This is a genomic window from Microcoleus sp. D3_18_C2, assembly GCF_036702395.1.
Taxonomy (GTDB): Bacteria; Cyanobacteriota; Cyanobacteriia; order Cyanobacteriales; family Microcoleaceae; genus Microcoleus.
This window is the reverse complement of the sequence record NZ_JAUBTG010000047.1, coordinates 34448-51790: the sequence shown is the minus strand read 5'-3', so window position 1 is coordinate 51790 and position 17343 is coordinate 34448. Positions and strand designations below refer to the sequence as shown.

Annotated in this window: 13 protein-coding genes, 1 tRNA gene and 1 other annotated feature; of the genes, 2 read left to right on the top strand and 12 right to left on the bottom strand. The window is 46.9% G+C overall.

Annotated features, from left to right (window positions below):
- Positions 1 to 262 precede the first annotated feature (262 nt).
- The 9 genes from rplL to rplS all read right to left on the bottom strand — a co-directional run bounded on the left by rplL (position 263) and on the right by rplS (position 4870).
- Complete coding sequence (gene rplL / locus QUA88_RS22650) at positions 263 to 652, bottom strand: 50S ribosomal protein L7/L12 (protein ID WP_333054355.1); 390 nt, start codon at positions 650 to 652, stop codon at positions 263 to 265.
- 138 nt (positions 653 to 790) lie between these two features.
- The gene (gene rplJ, locus QUA88_RS22645; RefSeq protein ID WP_333054357.1) at positions 791 to 1399 is read right to left on the bottom strand and encodes a 50S ribosomal protein L10; all 609 of its coding nucleotides are present in this window, start codon (positions 1397 to 1399) and stop codon (positions 791 to 793) included.
- 63 nt (positions 1400 to 1462) lie between these two features.
- Positions 1463 to 1601, bottom strand: a sequence feature (ribosomal protein L10 leader region).
- A 109-nt stretch (positions 1602 to 1710) separates the two neighbouring features.
- Positions 1711 to 2424, bottom strand: coding sequence for a 50S ribosomal protein L1 (gene rplA, locus QUA88_RS22640; RefSeq protein WP_190663916.1), 714 nt, complete (start codon positions 2422 to 2424; stop codon positions 1711 to 1713).
- A 227-nt stretch (positions 2425 to 2651) separates the two neighbouring features.
- On the bottom strand, positions 2652 to 3077 hold the full coding sequence (rplK, locus tag QUA88_RS22635) for a 50S ribosomal protein L11 (protein WP_333031062.1): 426 nt from the start codon (positions 3075 to 3077) through the stop codon (positions 2652 to 2654).
- A 3-nt stretch (positions 3078 to 3080) separates the two neighbouring features.
- Positions 3081 to 3719, bottom strand: coding sequence for a transcription termination/antitermination protein NusG (nusG, locus tag QUA88_RS22630; RefSeq protein ID WP_333054359.1), 639 nt, complete (start codon positions 3717 to 3719; stop codon positions 3081 to 3083).
- The gene (gene secE / locus QUA88_RS22625) at positions 3716 to 3949 is read right to left on the bottom strand and encodes a preprotein translocase subunit SecE (RefSeq protein ID WP_333054360.1); all 234 of its coding nucleotides are present in this window, start codon (positions 3947 to 3949) and stop codon (positions 3716 to 3718) included. Before secE ends, nusG begins: the two co-directional genes overlap by 4 nt.
- A gap of 151 nt (positions 3950 to 4100) precedes the next feature.
- The gene (locus QUA88_RS22620; protein ID WP_333054361.1) at positions 4101 to 4310 is read right to left on the bottom strand and encodes a hypothetical protein; all 210 of its coding nucleotides are present in this window, start codon (positions 4308 to 4310) and stop codon (positions 4101 to 4103) included.
- Positions 4281 to 4353 (bottom strand) — tRNA-Trp (locus QUA88_RS22615). The genes QUA88_RS22620 and QUA88_RS22615 overlap by 30 nt, the downstream gene beginning before the upstream one ends.
- A gap of 133 nt (positions 4354 to 4486) precedes the next feature.
- Positions 4487 to 4870, bottom strand: a complete 384-nt coding sequence (rplS, locus tag QUA88_RS22610) for a 50S ribosomal protein L19 (protein WP_333054363.1) — start codon at positions 4868 to 4870, stop codon at positions 4487 to 4489.
- Positions 4871 to 4910: 40 nt separating this feature from the next.
- Here rplS and QUA88_RS22605 point away from each other — a divergent pair, with 40 nt between their 5' ends.
- On the top strand, positions 4911 to 6350 hold the full coding sequence (locus QUA88_RS22605; RefSeq protein WP_445243095.1) for an inorganic phosphate transporter: 1440 nt from the start codon (positions 4911 to 4913) through the stop codon (positions 6348 to 6350).
- A gap of 116 nt (positions 6351 to 6466) precedes the next feature.
- Here QUA88_RS22605 and QUA88_RS22600 read toward each other — a convergent pair whose 3' ends face one another.
- From QUA88_RS22600 to QUA88_RS22590, 3 genes are all read right to left on the bottom strand, one after another.
- Positions 6467 to 6742, bottom strand: a complete 276-nt coding sequence (locus tag QUA88_RS22600; protein ID WP_333054367.1) for a hypothetical protein — start codon at positions 6740 to 6742, stop codon at positions 6467 to 6469.
- A 199-nt stretch (positions 6743 to 6941) separates the two neighbouring features.
- The gene (locus QUA88_RS22595; protein WP_333273946.1) at positions 6942 to 11012 is read right to left on the bottom strand and encodes an amino acid adenylation domain-containing protein; all 4071 of its coding nucleotides are present in this window, start codon (positions 11010 to 11012) and stop codon (positions 6942 to 6944) included.
- A 37-nt stretch (positions 11013 to 11049) separates the two neighbouring features.
- The gene (locus QUA88_RS22590; RefSeq protein ID WP_333273942.1) at positions 11050 to 15858 is read right to left on the bottom strand and encodes an amino acid adenylation domain-containing protein; all 4809 of its coding nucleotides are present in this window, start codon (positions 15856 to 15858) and stop codon (positions 11050 to 11052) included.
- Positions 15859 to 16168: 310 nt separating this feature from the next.
- Here QUA88_RS22590 and QUA88_RS22585 point away from each other — a divergent pair, with 310 nt between their 5' ends.
- Positions 16169 to 17278: an alpha/beta hydrolase gene (locus QUA88_RS22585; protein ID WP_333054370.1), complete on the top strand. Its 1110-nt coding sequence runs from the start codon at positions 16169 to 16171 to the stop codon at positions 17276 to 17278.
- The last annotated feature ends 65 nt before the right edge of the window (positions 17279 to 17343 follow it).

The window sequence follows — 17343 nt, the reverse complement described above, 5'->3', positions numbered from 1 at the left end:
TTAAATATTTTCCACTTTTTAATGTGGTTTGGGCGCCCCGCCCGACAAAACAGGCCGGGGGGGACGCCCATCCCACAAGAACAATTAAAATTGTAAATTATTTAATTCGCGATCCTAAGAGGACACAGCAAGGCCGTTTCCCTACACCAAAAATAATTAATCGCGCGAGAGATGTAACTATCGCGCGATTAATTTTAGGGAATAGTCAACAGTCAACTATCATTCCGGTGTCACCGGAATTGATATCAACTAGATTCTCTGACTACTTGATAGAAATTTTTGCGCCCACAGCTTCAAGCTGTTTCTTCATTTCTTCAGCAGCTTCCTTAGCAATAGCTTCCTTAACTGCTTTCGGTGCGGCTTCTACCAAGTCTTTCGCTTCCTTCAGGCCCAGACCGGTAATTGCGCGGACTTCCTTCAGAATGGCGATTTTCTTGTCAGCAGGAACTTCTTCCAGCATGACAGTAAATTCGGTTTGCTCTTCTACTGGTTCAGCAGCAGCAGCAGCAGGGCCGCCCATCATCATCATGCCGCCTACAGGAGCAGCAGCGCTGACGCCGAAAGCTTCTTCAATTTGCTTGACCAATTCAGAAGCTTCGAGCAAAGTCAGAGACTTAAGTTTTTCCAAGATTTCGTCAGTTGCAGTAGACATTCGTTAAACTCCTAGTTCGATTGTAGATTTGGGATTTGGGATTTGAGATTTGCTCATTCATCCTTAGTTTTTCGTCTCCAGTCTTCTATTTATTGCTAAATACTAATGACTGAGGACTAATGACTAATTACTAATGACTTACACAGATGCGCTTTCTGCTTCTGCTTCTGGTTGCGCTTCTGCTTCTGCTTCTGGTTGTGCTTCTGCTGCTACTTCTGCTGAACCGCCGTCTTTTTCAGCATAAGCTTTAAGACCGCGAGCGATCGAAGTAGGAACTTGATTGATACCCACAGCCAACTTGGTTGCGACACCGTTGATAGCGCCAGCAATTTGAGCCATGAGTTGTTCTTTCGACGGCAGATCGGCTAATGCTTTAACATCAGCTTCTTTCAGTACCCGTCCTTCCATTACGCCGCCGCGAAGTTCTGTCTTCTTAGAGACTTTTTGGAATTCTTGGTAAGCTTTAATCGCGCCGCCAATATCTTCTTGGACGAACAGAAACGCCGACGTACCTGTCAGCAATTCTTGTATCGGCTGCCAGGTTTCGTTGCCTTCAACAGCAATTCGCATCAGCGTGTTTTTTGCCACTTGGCAACTGCTGCCTTTCGGACGCAAACGCCGACGCAAATCTGTGATTTCAGCAACAGTTAAGCCCGTGTAGTCAATCACGATCGCCAGTTGAGATTCGCTCAAGGTTTGCTTGAGGTCTGCAATAATCTCATTTTTTACTGCTAAACTTTTGCCCATACTTATTTCACCTCCTTTTAGGATCGAAAACTGCCCGTCAAAAACCCCGACCTTCGAGCCGGGGCAGAGAATTAAAAATTAACAAGTCAGAATTAAAAATATAAAATTTCTAATCTTTGAGTCTTGAGTTTTTATTTCTTCAGCCTCGGCAGGAAATTAAGCGATCGGCACCTGCGGTCTTCAGCTTATTGATTTTTGATTAGGCTATCACCAGAAGGCAGACATTAGCAGGGGTCTGGCGTAAGTCTTGTGAGAGATTTACACTGACAGCCGAAGCTGTCTTTTACCTTCTGCCTTCTGCTTAATTCTTGCTACGCAGCATCAAGTTTGGTATCGCGCAGAGCACTGATATCGACTTCGATCGACGGGCCCATTGTTGCGGATACGTACAAACTGCGCCAGTAGCGACCTTTAGCACCAGAAGGACGGTTGCGGTCAACTGTTTCTTGCAAAGCATGAAGGTTGACGAGCAAATCTTCCGCTGAGAAAGCTGCCTTGCCAAACATAACATGAACGATGCCAGTTCGATCGGCACGGAATTCTAGTTTACCACCTTTAAACTCGTTGATCGCCTGAGCAATGTCAGTCGTCACCGTGCCACCTTTCGGAGAAGGCATCAAACCGCGCGGGCCCAACAACCGACCCAATTTTGCCACCAACGGCATCACGTCTGGGGTAGCAATCAGGCAGTCGAAGTCCATCATGCCCTTCTGAATTTCATCGATCAACTCTTCAGAACCAGCAATATCCGCGCCGGCATTTAGAGCTTCTTTAACTTTTTCGCCCTTAGCAATCACCGCAATTCTGACTACTTGACCAGTTCCTTTTGGTAGCGATACAGTTGTCCGCAACTGTTGGTCAGTATATTTCGGGTCAATTCCCAAACGGATGTGAGCTTCAGCAGCTTCGCCAAACTTAGCGGTTGCTGTTTCTTTCAAAAGTTGCAGAGCTTCCAGCGGTAGATAAGGTCTGTCTTCAACTTTCTTTTGAAGTTCTTGCAGTCTTCGCGATACTTTCTTTGCCATTGTTATCTCCTGGGGTCAGTCGATTTTAGATTTTAGATTTTAGATTTTAGATTGAACCTATCGGACAATCTTAAAATCTACCCGTTTTCGGTTACTAGCGAAGCTTTGCTTCTCCCCCTGAACCGATCGATTTTGGATTTTGGATTTTGGATTTTAGATTGAAGATTTGAGCTTCAACACTGGGAATTACCGATTGCCAACTGACAACTGCCAACTGACAACTGACTTCAATCCGCGATCGCCACGCCCATATTTTTAGCCGTTCCTGCCACAATTTTCATAGCAGCCTCAACATCATTAGCATTGAGGTCAGGCATTTTGGTTTCAGCGATTTCTCGCAGTTGAGCCTGAGTAATCGAGCCTACTTGCTTGCGGTTAGGTTCTCCCGAACCCTTAGCAATGCCAGCAGCTTTTTGAATCAAAACCGACGCCGGCGGGGTTTTGAGAATAAACGTAAAACTGCGGTCTTCAAAAACCGAAATTTCTACCGGAACCACCAGACCTGCTTGGTCTGCGGTTCTAGCATTGTACTCCTTGCAAAACATCATAATATTGACGCCGTGCTGACCCAAAGCTGGGCCGATCGGAGGAGCTGGGTTGGCTTTTCCCGCCGTAATCGCCAACTTAATTACTGCAACAACTTTCTTTGCCATTAGTTAGTTCTGTTTCTGAACCTGATTGAACTCCAATTCTACAGGCGTATCGCGCCCAAAAATCGAGAGTAAAACTTTGAGCTTGTTTCGTTCCGGGCTAACTTCAATCACATCACCTTCAAAATCTTTAAATGGCCCGGAAAGTACCACAACGTGGTCTCCAGTAGACATCGATACTTTGACAACTGGTTCTGATTCCTGAGCATTTCTGAAGATCCGTTCTACTTCCGAATGACTCAGAGGTAGCGGTTTGACGTGACCCCTGCCGCGCCCGTAGCGGCGTTTCTGCTCTGCCCCGACAAAATTAATTACATTCGGGGTATTTTTGATCACCTGCCACGTATCCTCGTCCATAAACATACGGATGAGTACGTAGCCGGGAAAGATTTTTTCATCTGACTGCCGCCTGGAACCGTCTTTGCCGACTTTGATTGCCGGAGTTTGCGGAATTTCTACTTGAACGATGCGATCGGCAACATCCAAAGTTTGAATCCGCTGCTGCAAGTTTGCCTTCACGCGCTTTTCGCAGCCAGAGGCAACTTGAACAGCATACCAGCGAGCATCAATCTCCGGCACATCTGGCGATGCTGCCTGTCCCGTCGCTTCTGTGGAATACTCAGATTCTTCTGATGCAAAAGTCATGGCCCAAACACCTTTCCCGCGCCCCAGTTAAAGAAGTTATCCACCAAATAGATCAGGCTTGCTGAGAGGATCACCATCAAAAGCACGGCCAAAGACTCGCTGATTAGCTGCTGCCTGCTAGGCCAAACCACTTTGTCGAGTTCTTCTCTAGTTTCCTTAAAAAAACCCGCAGGGTCAAACCCAGGCGCTGTTATTTCTTGAGTTTCTTGAGCTTCGTCTTTTTTCGCCACGATTCAATCCCCCTTGCGATTTTAGATTTTAGATTTTAGATTTTAGATGGTGTGAGTGGCCCGCGGCTCTCAGATTTTGTGACACTAACCACTTACGCCCAAGTCCCAAATCTCAAATCTAAAGCCACGACTTTTTTACAAGCCCAACCAATCAACGGCGTAAATGCCGATCGCCGAAACCGATGATCGAGAAGCCACACCGAGCATTTGTTGATGGCATTTTTTGCGAACCGCCCACAAAAATTAATTCTACCCGAAAGTTTGCGGTTTTGACTGTTGCCAGCCAATAGTCCGGGCGCTTTCGGGCAGAATTTAAAGTTTGGTGATTCAGCGCGCCCTGGAGGACTTGAACCCCCGACATCAGGTTTTGGAGACCTGCGTTCTACCAACTGAACTAAGAGCGCACAGGTGAGGTTGCTGAAATTCGCTTAACCTCTAGATTTCTATTTTAACACAGTGCGCTCGTAAATGGGAAACTTTTTTTGAATTTTTTTAATTTCCCATGAACCATGAACCAAGGGGAAGCTGGGTGCATTCCTACAGGGAGCGATCGAACCGCTGTTTGACGCGAGTAGCTTTGCCCACCCGATCGCGCAGGTAGTAAAGTTTTGCTCTGCGGACTTTCCCGCGACGCATCACTTGGATCGTGGCGATGCGGGGCGAGTGAATCAAAAACACCCGTTCCACGCCGACGCCCTGAAACACGCGGCGGACGGTGATTGTTTCATTAATCCCGCCGTTACGCATGGCAATCACAGTCCCTTCGTAGGGCTGAACCCGTTCTTTGTTACCCTCTTTAATTCTTACGCCGACTCGCACTGTGTCGCCGACGTAAATTTCGGGAACTTGTTTATTGAGTTCTTGCTTGACTCTATCTATTTCTGCCGTTTCGATAGAACGGATTATTTCTGCGCCTTTCATCGGATTTACCAAAACTCACAATCCCTTATCATATATCGAAATGCCCGTTTTATGTCAAAAAATTTCTATGTTAGATACCTCTGGGGTCGTATTTCTGCAACTAGGGGCAATGGCCGCACTGGCCTTGTACGTCGCCGCCAACTTGGGTGCCAACGATGTCGCTAACTCGATGGGGACATCCGTAGGCTCGAAGGCCCTAACGCTGCGGCAGGCAATAATTGTTGCAGGCATACTGGAGTTTTCCGGCGCAGTGCTGTTCGGGCAAGGAGTTTCCGAAACTCTCGCCACAGGAGTTGTGAATGCAGAAGTGTTCGCGGCTCAACCGCAAGTATTTTTAATCGGGATGGTGTCAGTGCTGATTGCTTGCGGCTTGTGGCTGCAAATCGCTACCAGTCGAGGTTTGCCTGTTTCTTCATCCCATGCAGTGGTGGGCGCGATCGCGGGTTTTAGCTGTGTTGCAGCCGGAATTAATGCAGTTGATTGGCGAACTATCGGCACCATCTCCCTAACTTGGGTAGCGACACCTGTTGCTAGCGGTGCTTTAGCCGCACTATTTTACAGTGTGGTGAAGTATTCGATTCTCGATCGACCAGATCCTCTATCTCAAATGCGCGAGTGGATACCTTGGCTGAGTGCAGCAATGCTGAGCGTATTTGGGATAATTGTACTGCCGTCTATTGTCGATGTTGCTTTGGTGCAGACAGGGGCGATCGCCGCGGCGCGCGATCGATTTGGCTGGAATCTGCCCATTCACGATATTGTCATTGGCATTGGGAGTATTGGGGCGATCGTCCTCACACTCAATAGCTGGAAAAAATTAGAATCAGTTGAGAAGGAAGAAGGTTCGGCAGCGGATTTTGTAACGGATGTAACGGATGTAACGGATGCAAGGAATAAGAAAGAGGGAATATTTTCCCACTCTCCCACTCTCCCCCTCTCCCCCTCTCCCCCTCCCCGCCACTCTCCCATCGAGCAACAAATGGCGAGATTTCAAGTCTTGAGCGCCTGTTTTGTAGCATTTTCCCACGGTTCCAACGACGTAGGCAATGCCGTTGCTCCCCTAGCTGCGATCGCCTACATCCGGCGCACAGGTTCCTTTCCATCAGGGGATTTCAGCGTGCCCCTGTGGATTTTAGTCCTCGGAGGCGCAGGAATAGTCATCGGTTTAACCATCTGGGGAAAAAATGTAATAGCCACAGTCGGCGAAAAAATCATCGAACTCCAACCAAGCGGCGGATTTTGCGCGGAATTAGCCACAGCCACCACAGTCTTGCTAGCATCCCGCTTCGGTTTGCCAGTTTCCACATCCCACGCTTTAGTCGGTGCAGTTGTCGGAGTCGGGCTGATCAAAGCTTGGAAAACTGTACGCTTGCAAACTTTGCTGTCAATTGGTTCGGCTTGGCTGGTGACAATTCCGATCGCAGCAGGTTTGGGTGCTATCATCTTCAGCATCGCCCAATCAATCGATTTTAGATTTTAGATTTTAGATTTTAGATTGAAGAATTGGAGGTAGATTGGGATTTACTGTTGGGTGGGGGCGGGTTTACGAGATGATTGGTCTTAGGCCGAGATTATTGGTAAAACCCGCCCCTACATTCAAATGTCAACAGACTCATCCTTCTGATTGCCTCGGTTGGGATAAACTCGCGAAGGCAAAAGTTTCCAAGCCGCAGCATCTGCACCCCAGTTGCGAAAAATCTTCACTGAAGCAAAAATTTTAGCGAAACGCCAATTATAGCCACGCTTCCAGTCAGGAGGCCACTGGGCGGTTTCGTCAGCGGCTTGCAAAGCTCTGACTTCAGCTTCGAGTGCTGCGGCGTGGCGCTGCATGATGATTTCTAGTTGCAAAAAGTGTTCTTCGGGCGATCGCAATTTTTTGACATCCTAACTACAAACGTGATAACGGTGATTTTACCGAACATCAGAGTAGTCACTTCTTCATCACTAATAGACATCTCCAGAAAAGCCAGCTTTGAACAGGCAAGATGCCTGTTCCACAATAATTATTGGAGATGGCTGATAGAAATTTCGCACATCAAACCTGGTTTCGACACACAAGCACGCGGGTTGCTCAATCACTTAATTTCTCCTCAAAGCAATGCTTCAGCTTTTGAGCCAGCACCTCGACGCAGGGTTTTCTCAGCATAGTAAGATGATTCCCAGGAACCCTAATCACCTCTACTTTTTGGGTCGTTAATTCACTCCAGCCAAGAGTCGGATCTTGATGACTCATGCTTAGCTGTTCCTCCGATCTAAACAGAGTAATTCGCTGCGGATAAATTTTCGGTACATAGCTGAGAGTTGCTTGACTATTAGCCTGAAATACAGTAAACATCGAGGGGATTGCCAGCTCGCGCCAGCTCCGTTCTTTTGACTCCTGAGATAGGATACTAACCATAACCGCCTGTTTCCAATTCCAGCGATGCAAAAAATTAGCTGCCAAATTAAGCATCTTATTTAATTTCGGAAATTTTGCAAAAATACCGCCAATTTGAACATTTTCTGCACCAGCCACCAAGCGAAAATAATCTACTAAAAAAGGCCAGATAGAGCGCGAAACAGTAGTCAGAATAAACTTGCAACCGTCCCAAAAAGAAGGTTTGTTAGCAGAAATCGGCGCTAAAGTATCAAGCACAGCAAGCAAAGCCACTTCGTCCCCCGCTGCGAGTAACTGTTGAGCCATCTCAAAAGCAACCAAACCTCCAAAAGACCAGCCTCCTAAAAAATAAGGCCCTTTTGGTTGAACGGTACGCAAGGCTGCGATGTAGTCAGTCGCCATATCTTCAATGCTAGTTAACGGAGAACTTTCGCCGTCAATACCCTTTGGTTGCAGCCCGTAAAACGGTTGATTTTCTCCTAGCCCAAATGCTAACTCGACATAAGGAAACACGACGCCAAAGATGGGATGGACGCAGAAGAACGGGGGCTTTTTACCGCGAGGCTTAATTGCAACTAAAGGCGACCATTCCAGAGATTTTGTTTCTGAAGATAGCAAATCTGCTAAACCTTCAATTGTCGGATTTAAAAAAAGAGCAGACAGCGGCAACTCGCGCTGAAATTGCTGGTTAATCTCATTGATAAGGCGGATTGCCAGCAGGGAATCTCCACCCAAATCAAAGAAATTATCGCGAATGCCAACGCACTCTGCGTTGAGGATTGTGGCCCAAATTTGGGCGAGGGTTGACTCGGTTGGTGTGCGAGGTGCAATGCAGCTTTTATCTATTGAATTGCTAGTTAGAGTTCCCGGTACAGGTAGGCGCAGGCGGTCGATTTTGCCATTGGGAGTTAGGGGCAGAAAATCCATCGCCACAAAAGCACTGGGAATCATGTAATTGGGCAGTTGCTGTTTGAGGAAATTGCGTATTTCATCGGGATTAAGCGTCTGATTTTGATTGGGGACGACATAAGCAACTAGGCGTTTGTTGCCCGACAAATCATCCGCAGCAACCGCCGCTGTTTCTTTGACTGCTGGATGCTGAACCAGCAGCGCTTCAATTTCTCCCAATTCTATTCGATAACCGCGAATTTTTACCTGTTCGTCAGTGCGGCCTAAAAAGTCAATATTGCCGTCGGGGAAATAACGAGCTAAGTCACCAGTTTTATAAATTCGTTCTCCTGCTTTCTGGCTAAACGGATTAGCAATAAATCGCTGGGCGGTTAATTCGGGGCGGTTCAGGTAGCCTCGCGCCAATCCGCTGCCGCCGATGTACAATTCACCGGGAATTCCAACGGGTACTGGCTGTAAATTTTTATCTAAAATATAGAGTTGAGTGTTAGCTATTGGGCGGCCGATTGGCGGTTTTTTGCTATCGCTAATTTCGGCAAAACTTGACCAGACTGTCGATTCTGTAGGGCCGTAAGCGTTAAAAAATCTGCGCCCCGAAGCCCAGCGTTTAACAACATCGGGGGAACAGGATTCGCCCGCACAGATGATTGTTTGTAGTGCGGGAAGTTTGACGTTTGGAAGGACAGCTAGCAGCGAGGGCGGGAGGGTAGCGTGGGTAATAGCATTGTCCTGCAAAAATTCGATTAATGTTTGTCCTGGCAACAAAGATTCTTTCTTGGCACAGTAAAGTGTTGCTCCGGTTCCCAAGGCCATGACAATCTCAAAAATTGAGGCATCAAAACTCAGGGAAGCGAATTGCAAAATGCGGTGATTTGAGTTTAAGTTAAAAGCTTCTATTTGAGCTAGGGCTAAGTTGTAGAGTCCCCGATGTTCGATTAAAACGCCTTTGGGTTTTCCGGTTGAACCAGATGTGTAAATGACGTAGGCTAGGTTTTCTGGTATGATATTTGTAGTTGGATTTTCTGGGCTTTGTCGGGCGATAATTTCTCTGTCGGAGTCCAAACAGACTACTGAAAAAACTCCGTAATTTTCCGGCTGCGTCAAGTTTTTTGCTAAGTGTTGCTGAGTTACCAAAATCGACACCTGAGCATCTTCTAACATGAAGTTAAGCCGCTCTTGAGGATAAGTTGGATCTAAAGGCAGGTAGGCTGCGCCTGCTTTGATAATGCCTAGCAATCCGACGATCGCATCTAAGGAACGTTCTACACAAAGGCCCACTAAAACTTCTGGTGCTGCTCCCAATTGCTGCAAGTAACGTGCAAGTTGGTTGGCTCGGCTATTGAGTTGGCGGTAGGTTAACTGCTGGTTTTCAAAGACGGCGGCTACAGCATCGGGCGTTAGCGGAGCCCTCGAAGAGGATCGCTCGACTTGCTCTTCAAATAGCTGATGGAAACACTGGTTTTGCGGATAATCTCTCTGAGTGTCATTCCAATCGATTAATAGTTGCTGGTATTCTGGCGCTGTCAGCAAAGCCAAGTCGCTAAGGTGCTGTTTGGGATTGGCAACAATGGCTTCGAGCAGCGTTTGGAAATGTCCCGCCATCCGCGCAATTGTGCCGCTATCAAATAAATCTGTGCTGTAAACAAATTGCCCTTGAATACTTCCTGCATTTTCCCACAAGTGGCACTCTAAATCTAGCTTGGCGGTTCCTGCATCAAAGTCGATCGCCTCTCCAACGATTCCCGGCAATTCTAGCGCTGCTATAGGAGTGTTTTGCAGGCTGAAACTAAGTTGAAATAGGGGGTTGCGACTCAACTCGCGATCGGGGTGCAATTCCTCAACCAACTTCTCGAAGGGCAAATCTTGGTGGGCGTAGGCTGCCATTGCAACATTTTTTACCCGATGCAATAGTTCCCGAAAAGTTGGATTTCCTGATATATCTGCACGCAGCACCAAACTGTTGACAAAAAAACCGATCAATGCTTCTATTTCGATCAGGTTGCGATTGGCGATCGGCGTTCCTACTGCAATATCTACTTGTCCTGTATAGCGGTAGAGCAAAGTTTGAAAAGCGGCTAGTAGAGTGATAAATAAAGTCGCGCTTTCTTGGTGGCTCAATGACTTTAGCGCCTCGCTCAAAGCAGGTGATAGTGTTATAAATTGTTTAGCGCCGCGGTAGGATGGAACCGCTGGTCTTTGCCTGTCTGTTGGTAGATTGAGTGTGGTAATTCCGTTTAACTGCTGCTGCCAATAAGCTAACTGGGTTTCTAATACTTCGCCCTGCAACCATTGGTGCTGCCATTCTGCAAAGTCGGCGTACTGCACGGGCAGTGCTGGTAAGTGCGAGATCCCATTTTTTACAAATGCTGTGTAGAGCGTTCCTAGCTCTCGAATTAGCACTCCAATCGACCAACCATCAGCCACAATATGATGTAAATTCAGCAGCAATATATGTTCTGTTTCACTGAGTTGTAACAGCGTTACTTTAAATAACGGCCCGGCGGCTAAATCGAAAGGGCATTGCGCTGCATCGGTTGCGAGTTGCAGCGCTGCGGTTTGCTGCTGAGTTGGCGAGAGATTTTGTAAGTCGATTGTGGGGAGGGATACGGTTAAAATGGGAGCAATAATTTGTACGAGTTCCCCTTCCAAAAGCGTAAATGTGGTGCGTAAAGTTTCGTGCCGCTGCACAATTTCGTTGAAGGTTTGCTCTAAGGATCTGAAGTTGAGAAAACCTGTTAAGCGGAGTGCTGTTGAGACATTGTAGAAAGGATTGCCCGGTGCTAATTGATTGAGGAACCAAAGCCGCTGCTGGGCAAAGGATGCCGGGAAGACGAAAACTTCTGTTTCTTGCTGCATATTTATCGAAATTGCACCCGTTCTACCGCCCTAATTTTTATTTACTTTCTTGATTAAAAGATGATAGCTTCCTCCGCCGACTGTCCCGCGAAATCGCCACTAAAGCCGGAGCTTCACTTTTAGCATTCTTATCTTTCAAACTCTCCACAATCTTAGATAATTCTGCAATTGTCGGCGCTTCAAAAACGCGGCGCAAAGGCAACTCTACCGCGAAAGCATCTCGCACTCTCGAAACAAGCTGAGTCGCCAGCAGCGAATGGCCTCCCAATTCAAAGAAATTGTCCCGGATACCCACTCGCTTTATCCCCAAAACCTCAGCCCAAATTTTCACTAAAACTTCCTCAATAGAAGTCTGAGGCGCAACATAACCGCCAGCCCATTCTAACTTAATCGGCTGCGGTGCAGGCAAAGCGAGGCGATCGACCTTTCCGTTAGCCGTCACAGGTAGCGACTCCAGCACCACAAAAGCCGACGGAACCATATATTCAGGCAGTTTTTCTGCTAGATAAGCCTGCAACTGTGGCACTAATTTCCGTGCTACTTTACCTTGTAAGGGATTGTTAGCATAAGAGCGCCAAGGACGCAAGTTATCGCTTCTGGTTTCTCGCACAAAATCTCTAGTTTCGCCCCGTGCAAACACTACATCGTAGCGCCCTTGAGTGTCGGAATTAGACCAACTAATATTAACATTATACGGAACTTCCAAAGCATACCACGCTTCGGGATTGACTCCTAAATCCTCTACTTTTTCCACCGCTTTCTGCAACTGACTTGCTGTGGGAAATTTATCGACAACCGACAGCAACTCTGCCACCTTAACTGCTGCCGTTACCCGCGCATTAGGCACATTAACAATTCTTAAAACATCGAGTTGATTTTGCAATAATATTTCTTGCACCTTGGTAACAGTCAGATTCTGATTTTCAGCCGACCAATCCAGCCGTTTCGCTCCCGCCAACTCCCCTTGTGCCGGGGATTGGGGGGGATCTGTTTCCGACGCAATATGCAGAATAGCATTGTACCGAAAATCAGTTAACTCATTGTGATAACTACCGCGAATTAATTGAATTTCTACGCCGCCAATCTGCGGAAAGCGGTGTTTTAATGCAGTAAAAAACTCTGGTTCAATAACTAACTCTGTTTCTTGAAAAATTTGCATTTGTACTCGCTGCTGCAACTGTTCGCCCGCGAGAGAAGGTTCGGCTTGATACAGTTGTACCGAAGTGTGGAAAGCTTCCAGCAACGGCAAGCTGCGGACATCTCCGATGAATATAAAGCCGCCGGGAGCAGTTGCTTTCACCGCACCTTCTAGCACCTGCACGAGATAGTCGATATTCGGGAAATATTGCACGACTGAGTTGAGAATTACTGCGTCAAAAGCTGCTGTCTCTACTCCTTCAAAGTCAGTCGCCATTTTCTGAAGCAGCGTTACATTAGCTAACTCTTGATTTGCCAAGTGCTGCCGAATATAGTTTAGCGAAATAGGTGAAAAGTCTGTTCCGCAATATTGAGTGCAGCGAGGCGCAATTTGGAACAGCAACAAACCTGTGCCGCAGCCAATTTCTAACACTCGGCTAGGCTGCAAAGCTAAAATTTGGGAGGCTTGATTGTTCGCCCAGTCGCGCATCTGTTCTGCTGGGATTGGCTGATTAGTATAGCTGCTATTCCAGCCGACAATATTAAATGTTGGATCTGACTCAACGGCAGGTTGATTGTAAGTTTCATTGTAGAGCATTTGCCACTGCAAAACCTGTTCGTCCTGCAATTGCATTATTTGGTTTTTTTCGCTGGCACTGCTATATTCTGGATTCAGGGCAATATAAGCTACTAAACGTTTATCTCCCTGTCCATCTTCCGAAGCTATTGCTACAGTTTGCTGCACGGCCGGATGTTGAGTTAATAGTGTCTCGATTTCTCCTAATTCGATGCGGAAACCGCGAATTTTTACTTGTTCGTCAATGCGTCCTAAAAATTCAAGGTTGCGATCGGCTCTGTAGCGCACTAAGTCGCCGGTTTTGTAAATTCGCTCTCCTGAATTAGGTTTAAAAGGATTGACAATAAAGCTTTGTGCGGTTACATCTGGGCGGTTGAGGTAGCCGCGAGCGAGTCCGTTTCCGCCGATGTACAATTCGCCAACAACGCCGATCGCCACTGGCTGCAAATATTTGTCTAATATGTAGATTTGAGTGTTAGCAATGGGGCGACCAATTGTCGGGACGATGTCTGTTTGCTCTGTTACAGGAATATAACCGGAAGTTGTGACGACGGTGTTTTCGGTTGGGCCGTAATTATTTACTAGCTTAAATGGATGGGATTTTAAAGGATGTTGTTGCAGTTTTTCGCCGCCTGCGAGCAAGATTCGCAACGCTGTTGTTTGAGGCCAATCTAATAGCAAAACTTTCTCGGCTAAAGGTGTTGGCAAAAAGCTAATTGTAATTGCTTTTGATACTAACCTGTTTTGCAGTTTTTCAGGATCTCGCCTGATGTCATCTTCTGGAAAGTAGATGCTAGCTCCCGCGGCGAGATAAGGCCAAATTTCCCACCCGCAAGCATCAAAGCCGATCGCTGCAATTTGCGTTGCTCGATCGCCCGCTGACACCCCAAACTCTCTTTGATGCCAAAAAACGAGATTTAACAAGCTCCCGTGCTCAATTTCCACTCCTTTCGGCTTTCCCGTGGAACCGGAGGTGTAAATCGCGTAAACCAGATTTTCGGCTGTGGCTGCGCTGGTGGGATTGTCGGCGATTTCTTGGGAAATCATCTCCCAGTCTGTGTCTAAACAAACTATCTGTAAATTGGGCGAGCGCAAATTCTCTATCCATTGCTGCTGAGTTAACACAACAGATAATTGAGCATCTTTTACCATAAAGCTCGATCGCTCAGCAGGATAGCTCGGATCTAAAATTAAGTAAGCTCCTCCCGCTTTCAGGATACCCAACATCCCCACGATCAGATCGGGCGATCGCCCGCAGCAAAGCCCGACTAAAACTTCCGCCCCAACCCCCATTTTTTGCAGATAACGTGCTAGTTGGTTGCTGCGGAGATTTAGCTCTCGATAGGTGACTCGCTCCTCTCCAAATACCAGCGCCACCGCATCCGGTGCCCGATCGGCCTGCATTTCAAATAGCTGATGGATGCACAAATCTTGCGGATAATCTGCCTGAGTATTGTTGCATTCAACTAACAAATGATAGCGCTCTTGGGCGCTCAAATATTCCAAGTTGGCAATTCGCTGTTCGGGATTTCTCACAATGCTTTCTAACAGAGTTTGAAAATGCCCGATCAGGCGGGTAATCGTAGCTTCATCAAATAAATCGGCGCTGTAAATAACCATGCCACTGATGCCCTCCGAGCTATCAACCCACAGCTTATTGCTGGGCGATTGGTTGCTTCCCGAGCTGTTGGGCGATCGCTCCCACAAATGAAACTCCAAATCAAACCGCGCTGTACCCACATCTAACTGCTGCGGGCTGAGTGTTAATTCTGGCAATTCCAACCGATTCCCCGGCGCGTTTTGCAGCGCAAACGCCACCTGAAATAAGGGATTTTGGTTCAACGCGCGATCGGGGTGCAGTTCTTCTACTAACTTCTCAAACGGCAAATCTTGGTGAGCGTAAGCTCCTAATGCTACCTCTTTGACTCGGTTTAAAACTTCCCGAAAAGTTGGATTTCCCGACAAATCTGTACGCAACACCAAACTGTTGACAAAAAACCCGATTAATGCTTCAATTTCACTGCGGTTGCGATTGGCGATCGGCGAACCTACAACAATATCTTCTTGCTGCGCGTAATGGTAAAGCAACGTTTTAAAAGCTGCCAGCATTGTCATAAACAGCGTCACTCCTTCGCGCTGGCTCAACGTTTCTAAAGCCTCGCTCAGTTGTTTTGGCAGTTGCAAAAATTGCCTTTTGCCTCGGTAACTTTGAATAGCTGGCCTGGGTCGATCCGCAGGCAAATTTAGCATAGAAATGCCGTTTAACTGCTGCCGCCAGTAAGCAAGCTGCGTTTCTAAAACTTCCCCTTGCAGCCATTCGCGCTGCCATTTTGCAAAATCAGCATACTGGACCGACAAACCCGGTAAAGGCGAAGGTTTTTCGCTAGCAAATGCCGTGTAAAGCGCGCCTAATTCCTGAATTAGCACTCCGATAGACCAACCATCGGAGACAATGTGGTGCATATTCAGCATTAGTAAATATTCGGCATCATCTAACTGCAATAATGTGACTCGCAGCAACAAGTCATTGGACAAATTGAAAGAGCGTTGAGCTTCCTGGGCGGTGAGTCGGTTTGCTTCAGTTTGTCTAGATTCCTTGGGCAAGTTTCGCAAGTCCACTACATTAATCGGGAGGTGGAAAGCAGCAGCTATTTTCTGAACAGGTTGCCCCGAAACTACTGCTAAATTCGTTCGTAAAGCTTCGTGGCGGCGCACAATTTCATTGAAGGTTTTTTGCAGCGCCGAAAAATTGAGCGAACCTGTCAAACGCAAGGCTGCGGGAACATTATAAAAAGGATTGTTCGGGACTAATTGGTCGAGAAACCACAAGCGCTGCTGTGCAAAGGAAAGCGGTAGATTTCCGTCCCGCCCCATAGGAACAATCGGTGTAGGAGTGAAACTAGAAGTACGATTAGCTGCTTTTAAAAATGAAATAATTTCGGCTTTTTTATGAGAAATTTCGGCGCGAAGTTTGGGTGTAATAATTCCTTCGGGAGCGTTGCAGCGCAGGCGAGATCCCTCAACAAAAATATTAATATCTAGACTGCGAAGGTAAGATAAAAACTCAACTAACTCCACGCTGACAGAATCTCTGGCATTTGGCGATGAACTCGATATTTTTGGCTCTGGCATTTTGAGTCATCCTGTCAATCGATTTTAGATTTTAGATTTTAGATTTTAGATTTTAGATTTTAGAATTGAAGCATTGACCCCACAGATAAATTCGGGGGTTCCTTTATTGGATACAGGTTTTTTATTTCTGGACGGATGAATCACGTGGTGGGTATCCTGGATGCTTTCGGTCATTACTTGGGCACATCAATAAATTAAATTCCACCAGCGCACAAATTAAGAGCTTAACTTACCGCTTGCTTACTGTGGCCTAACCTAAGTATGATCCTGTTTGAATTCGCAACCAAAATCCTACCCAAGGTTTCAGCTTATGCCGTTCATGCCCTTCAATTTCCTGTTCCTATGGCTGGTGGGACTGCTGTCGATCGGGGTACTTGGCACAGGTATATACATTATTTACGAATGGTACATCGGCGCACTGGTAGGGATTTCCTACTTAATCAGCGGAGTGTTGATGCTTCTTTGGTGTGTTGGCGGCCGCTTTATCAGTTTGCCGCTGTTCCGCCGCCCCGGTGCTGACGAACCGAAGCCCACGCGGACGGGTACGGTGCAGCGGGTAGAGAGGCCTGATGGCACTATTTTACAAGTAGAATTCTACGGCCCGGAGGACGGACAGCCGATTATTCTCTCGCACGGTTGGGGGCCGAACAGTATGGTTTGGTATTACGCGAAACGGCAACTAAGCGATCGCTACCGAGTGATTGTTTGGGATCTTCCAGGCCTGGGAAAATCCACTCGACCAAAAAACAGTGACTACTCCCTAGAAAAATTTGCCCGCGATCTTGAAGCCGTCATTGCCATAGCAGGAAATAAACCTGTTATCCTACTCGGACACAGCATGGGTGGCATGATTTCTCTAACATTCAGTCGGCTTTTCCCAGAACTTCTCGGTAGTCGAGTAGCTGGTTTAATTCTGGTAGATACGACTTATACTAATCCCGTCAAAACCGCTATTTTTAGCAGTTTATTACGCGCTTTGCAAAAGCCGCTGCTTCAACCTATGCTCTACCTCACCATAGCTCTTGAACCGATTATGTGGGGAATGACTTGGCTGAGCTATCTCAATGGTTCACTGCACATCAGTGTAGAATTATCGGGATTTAAAGGCACTGAAACGCGCGGTCAATTAGAGTTCTCAGCTTTCTTATCAGCCTTGGGTTCTCCCGGCGTTCTCGCTCGCGGCACACTGGGAATGCTCAAATTTGATGAAACAAAAACTTTGCGATCGATTGACATTCCAGTGTTGGTGATCTGCGGCGATTCAGATATCGCCACTACTCCCCCAGCTAGCCTGCGGATGAAAGCAGAATTGCCTCAAGCAGAGCTAGTTACTATACAGAAAGGAGGACACATGGCATTAATCGAGCATAACCAAGAGTTTGCCGAAGCTGTTAGGGCATTCTGCACTGAAATTTCCTAACTAAAAATGTGAGTTAAAACTGAGATATTTCAGCATTCTCAAGAACAGGCTTTTCGGCCTGTTCC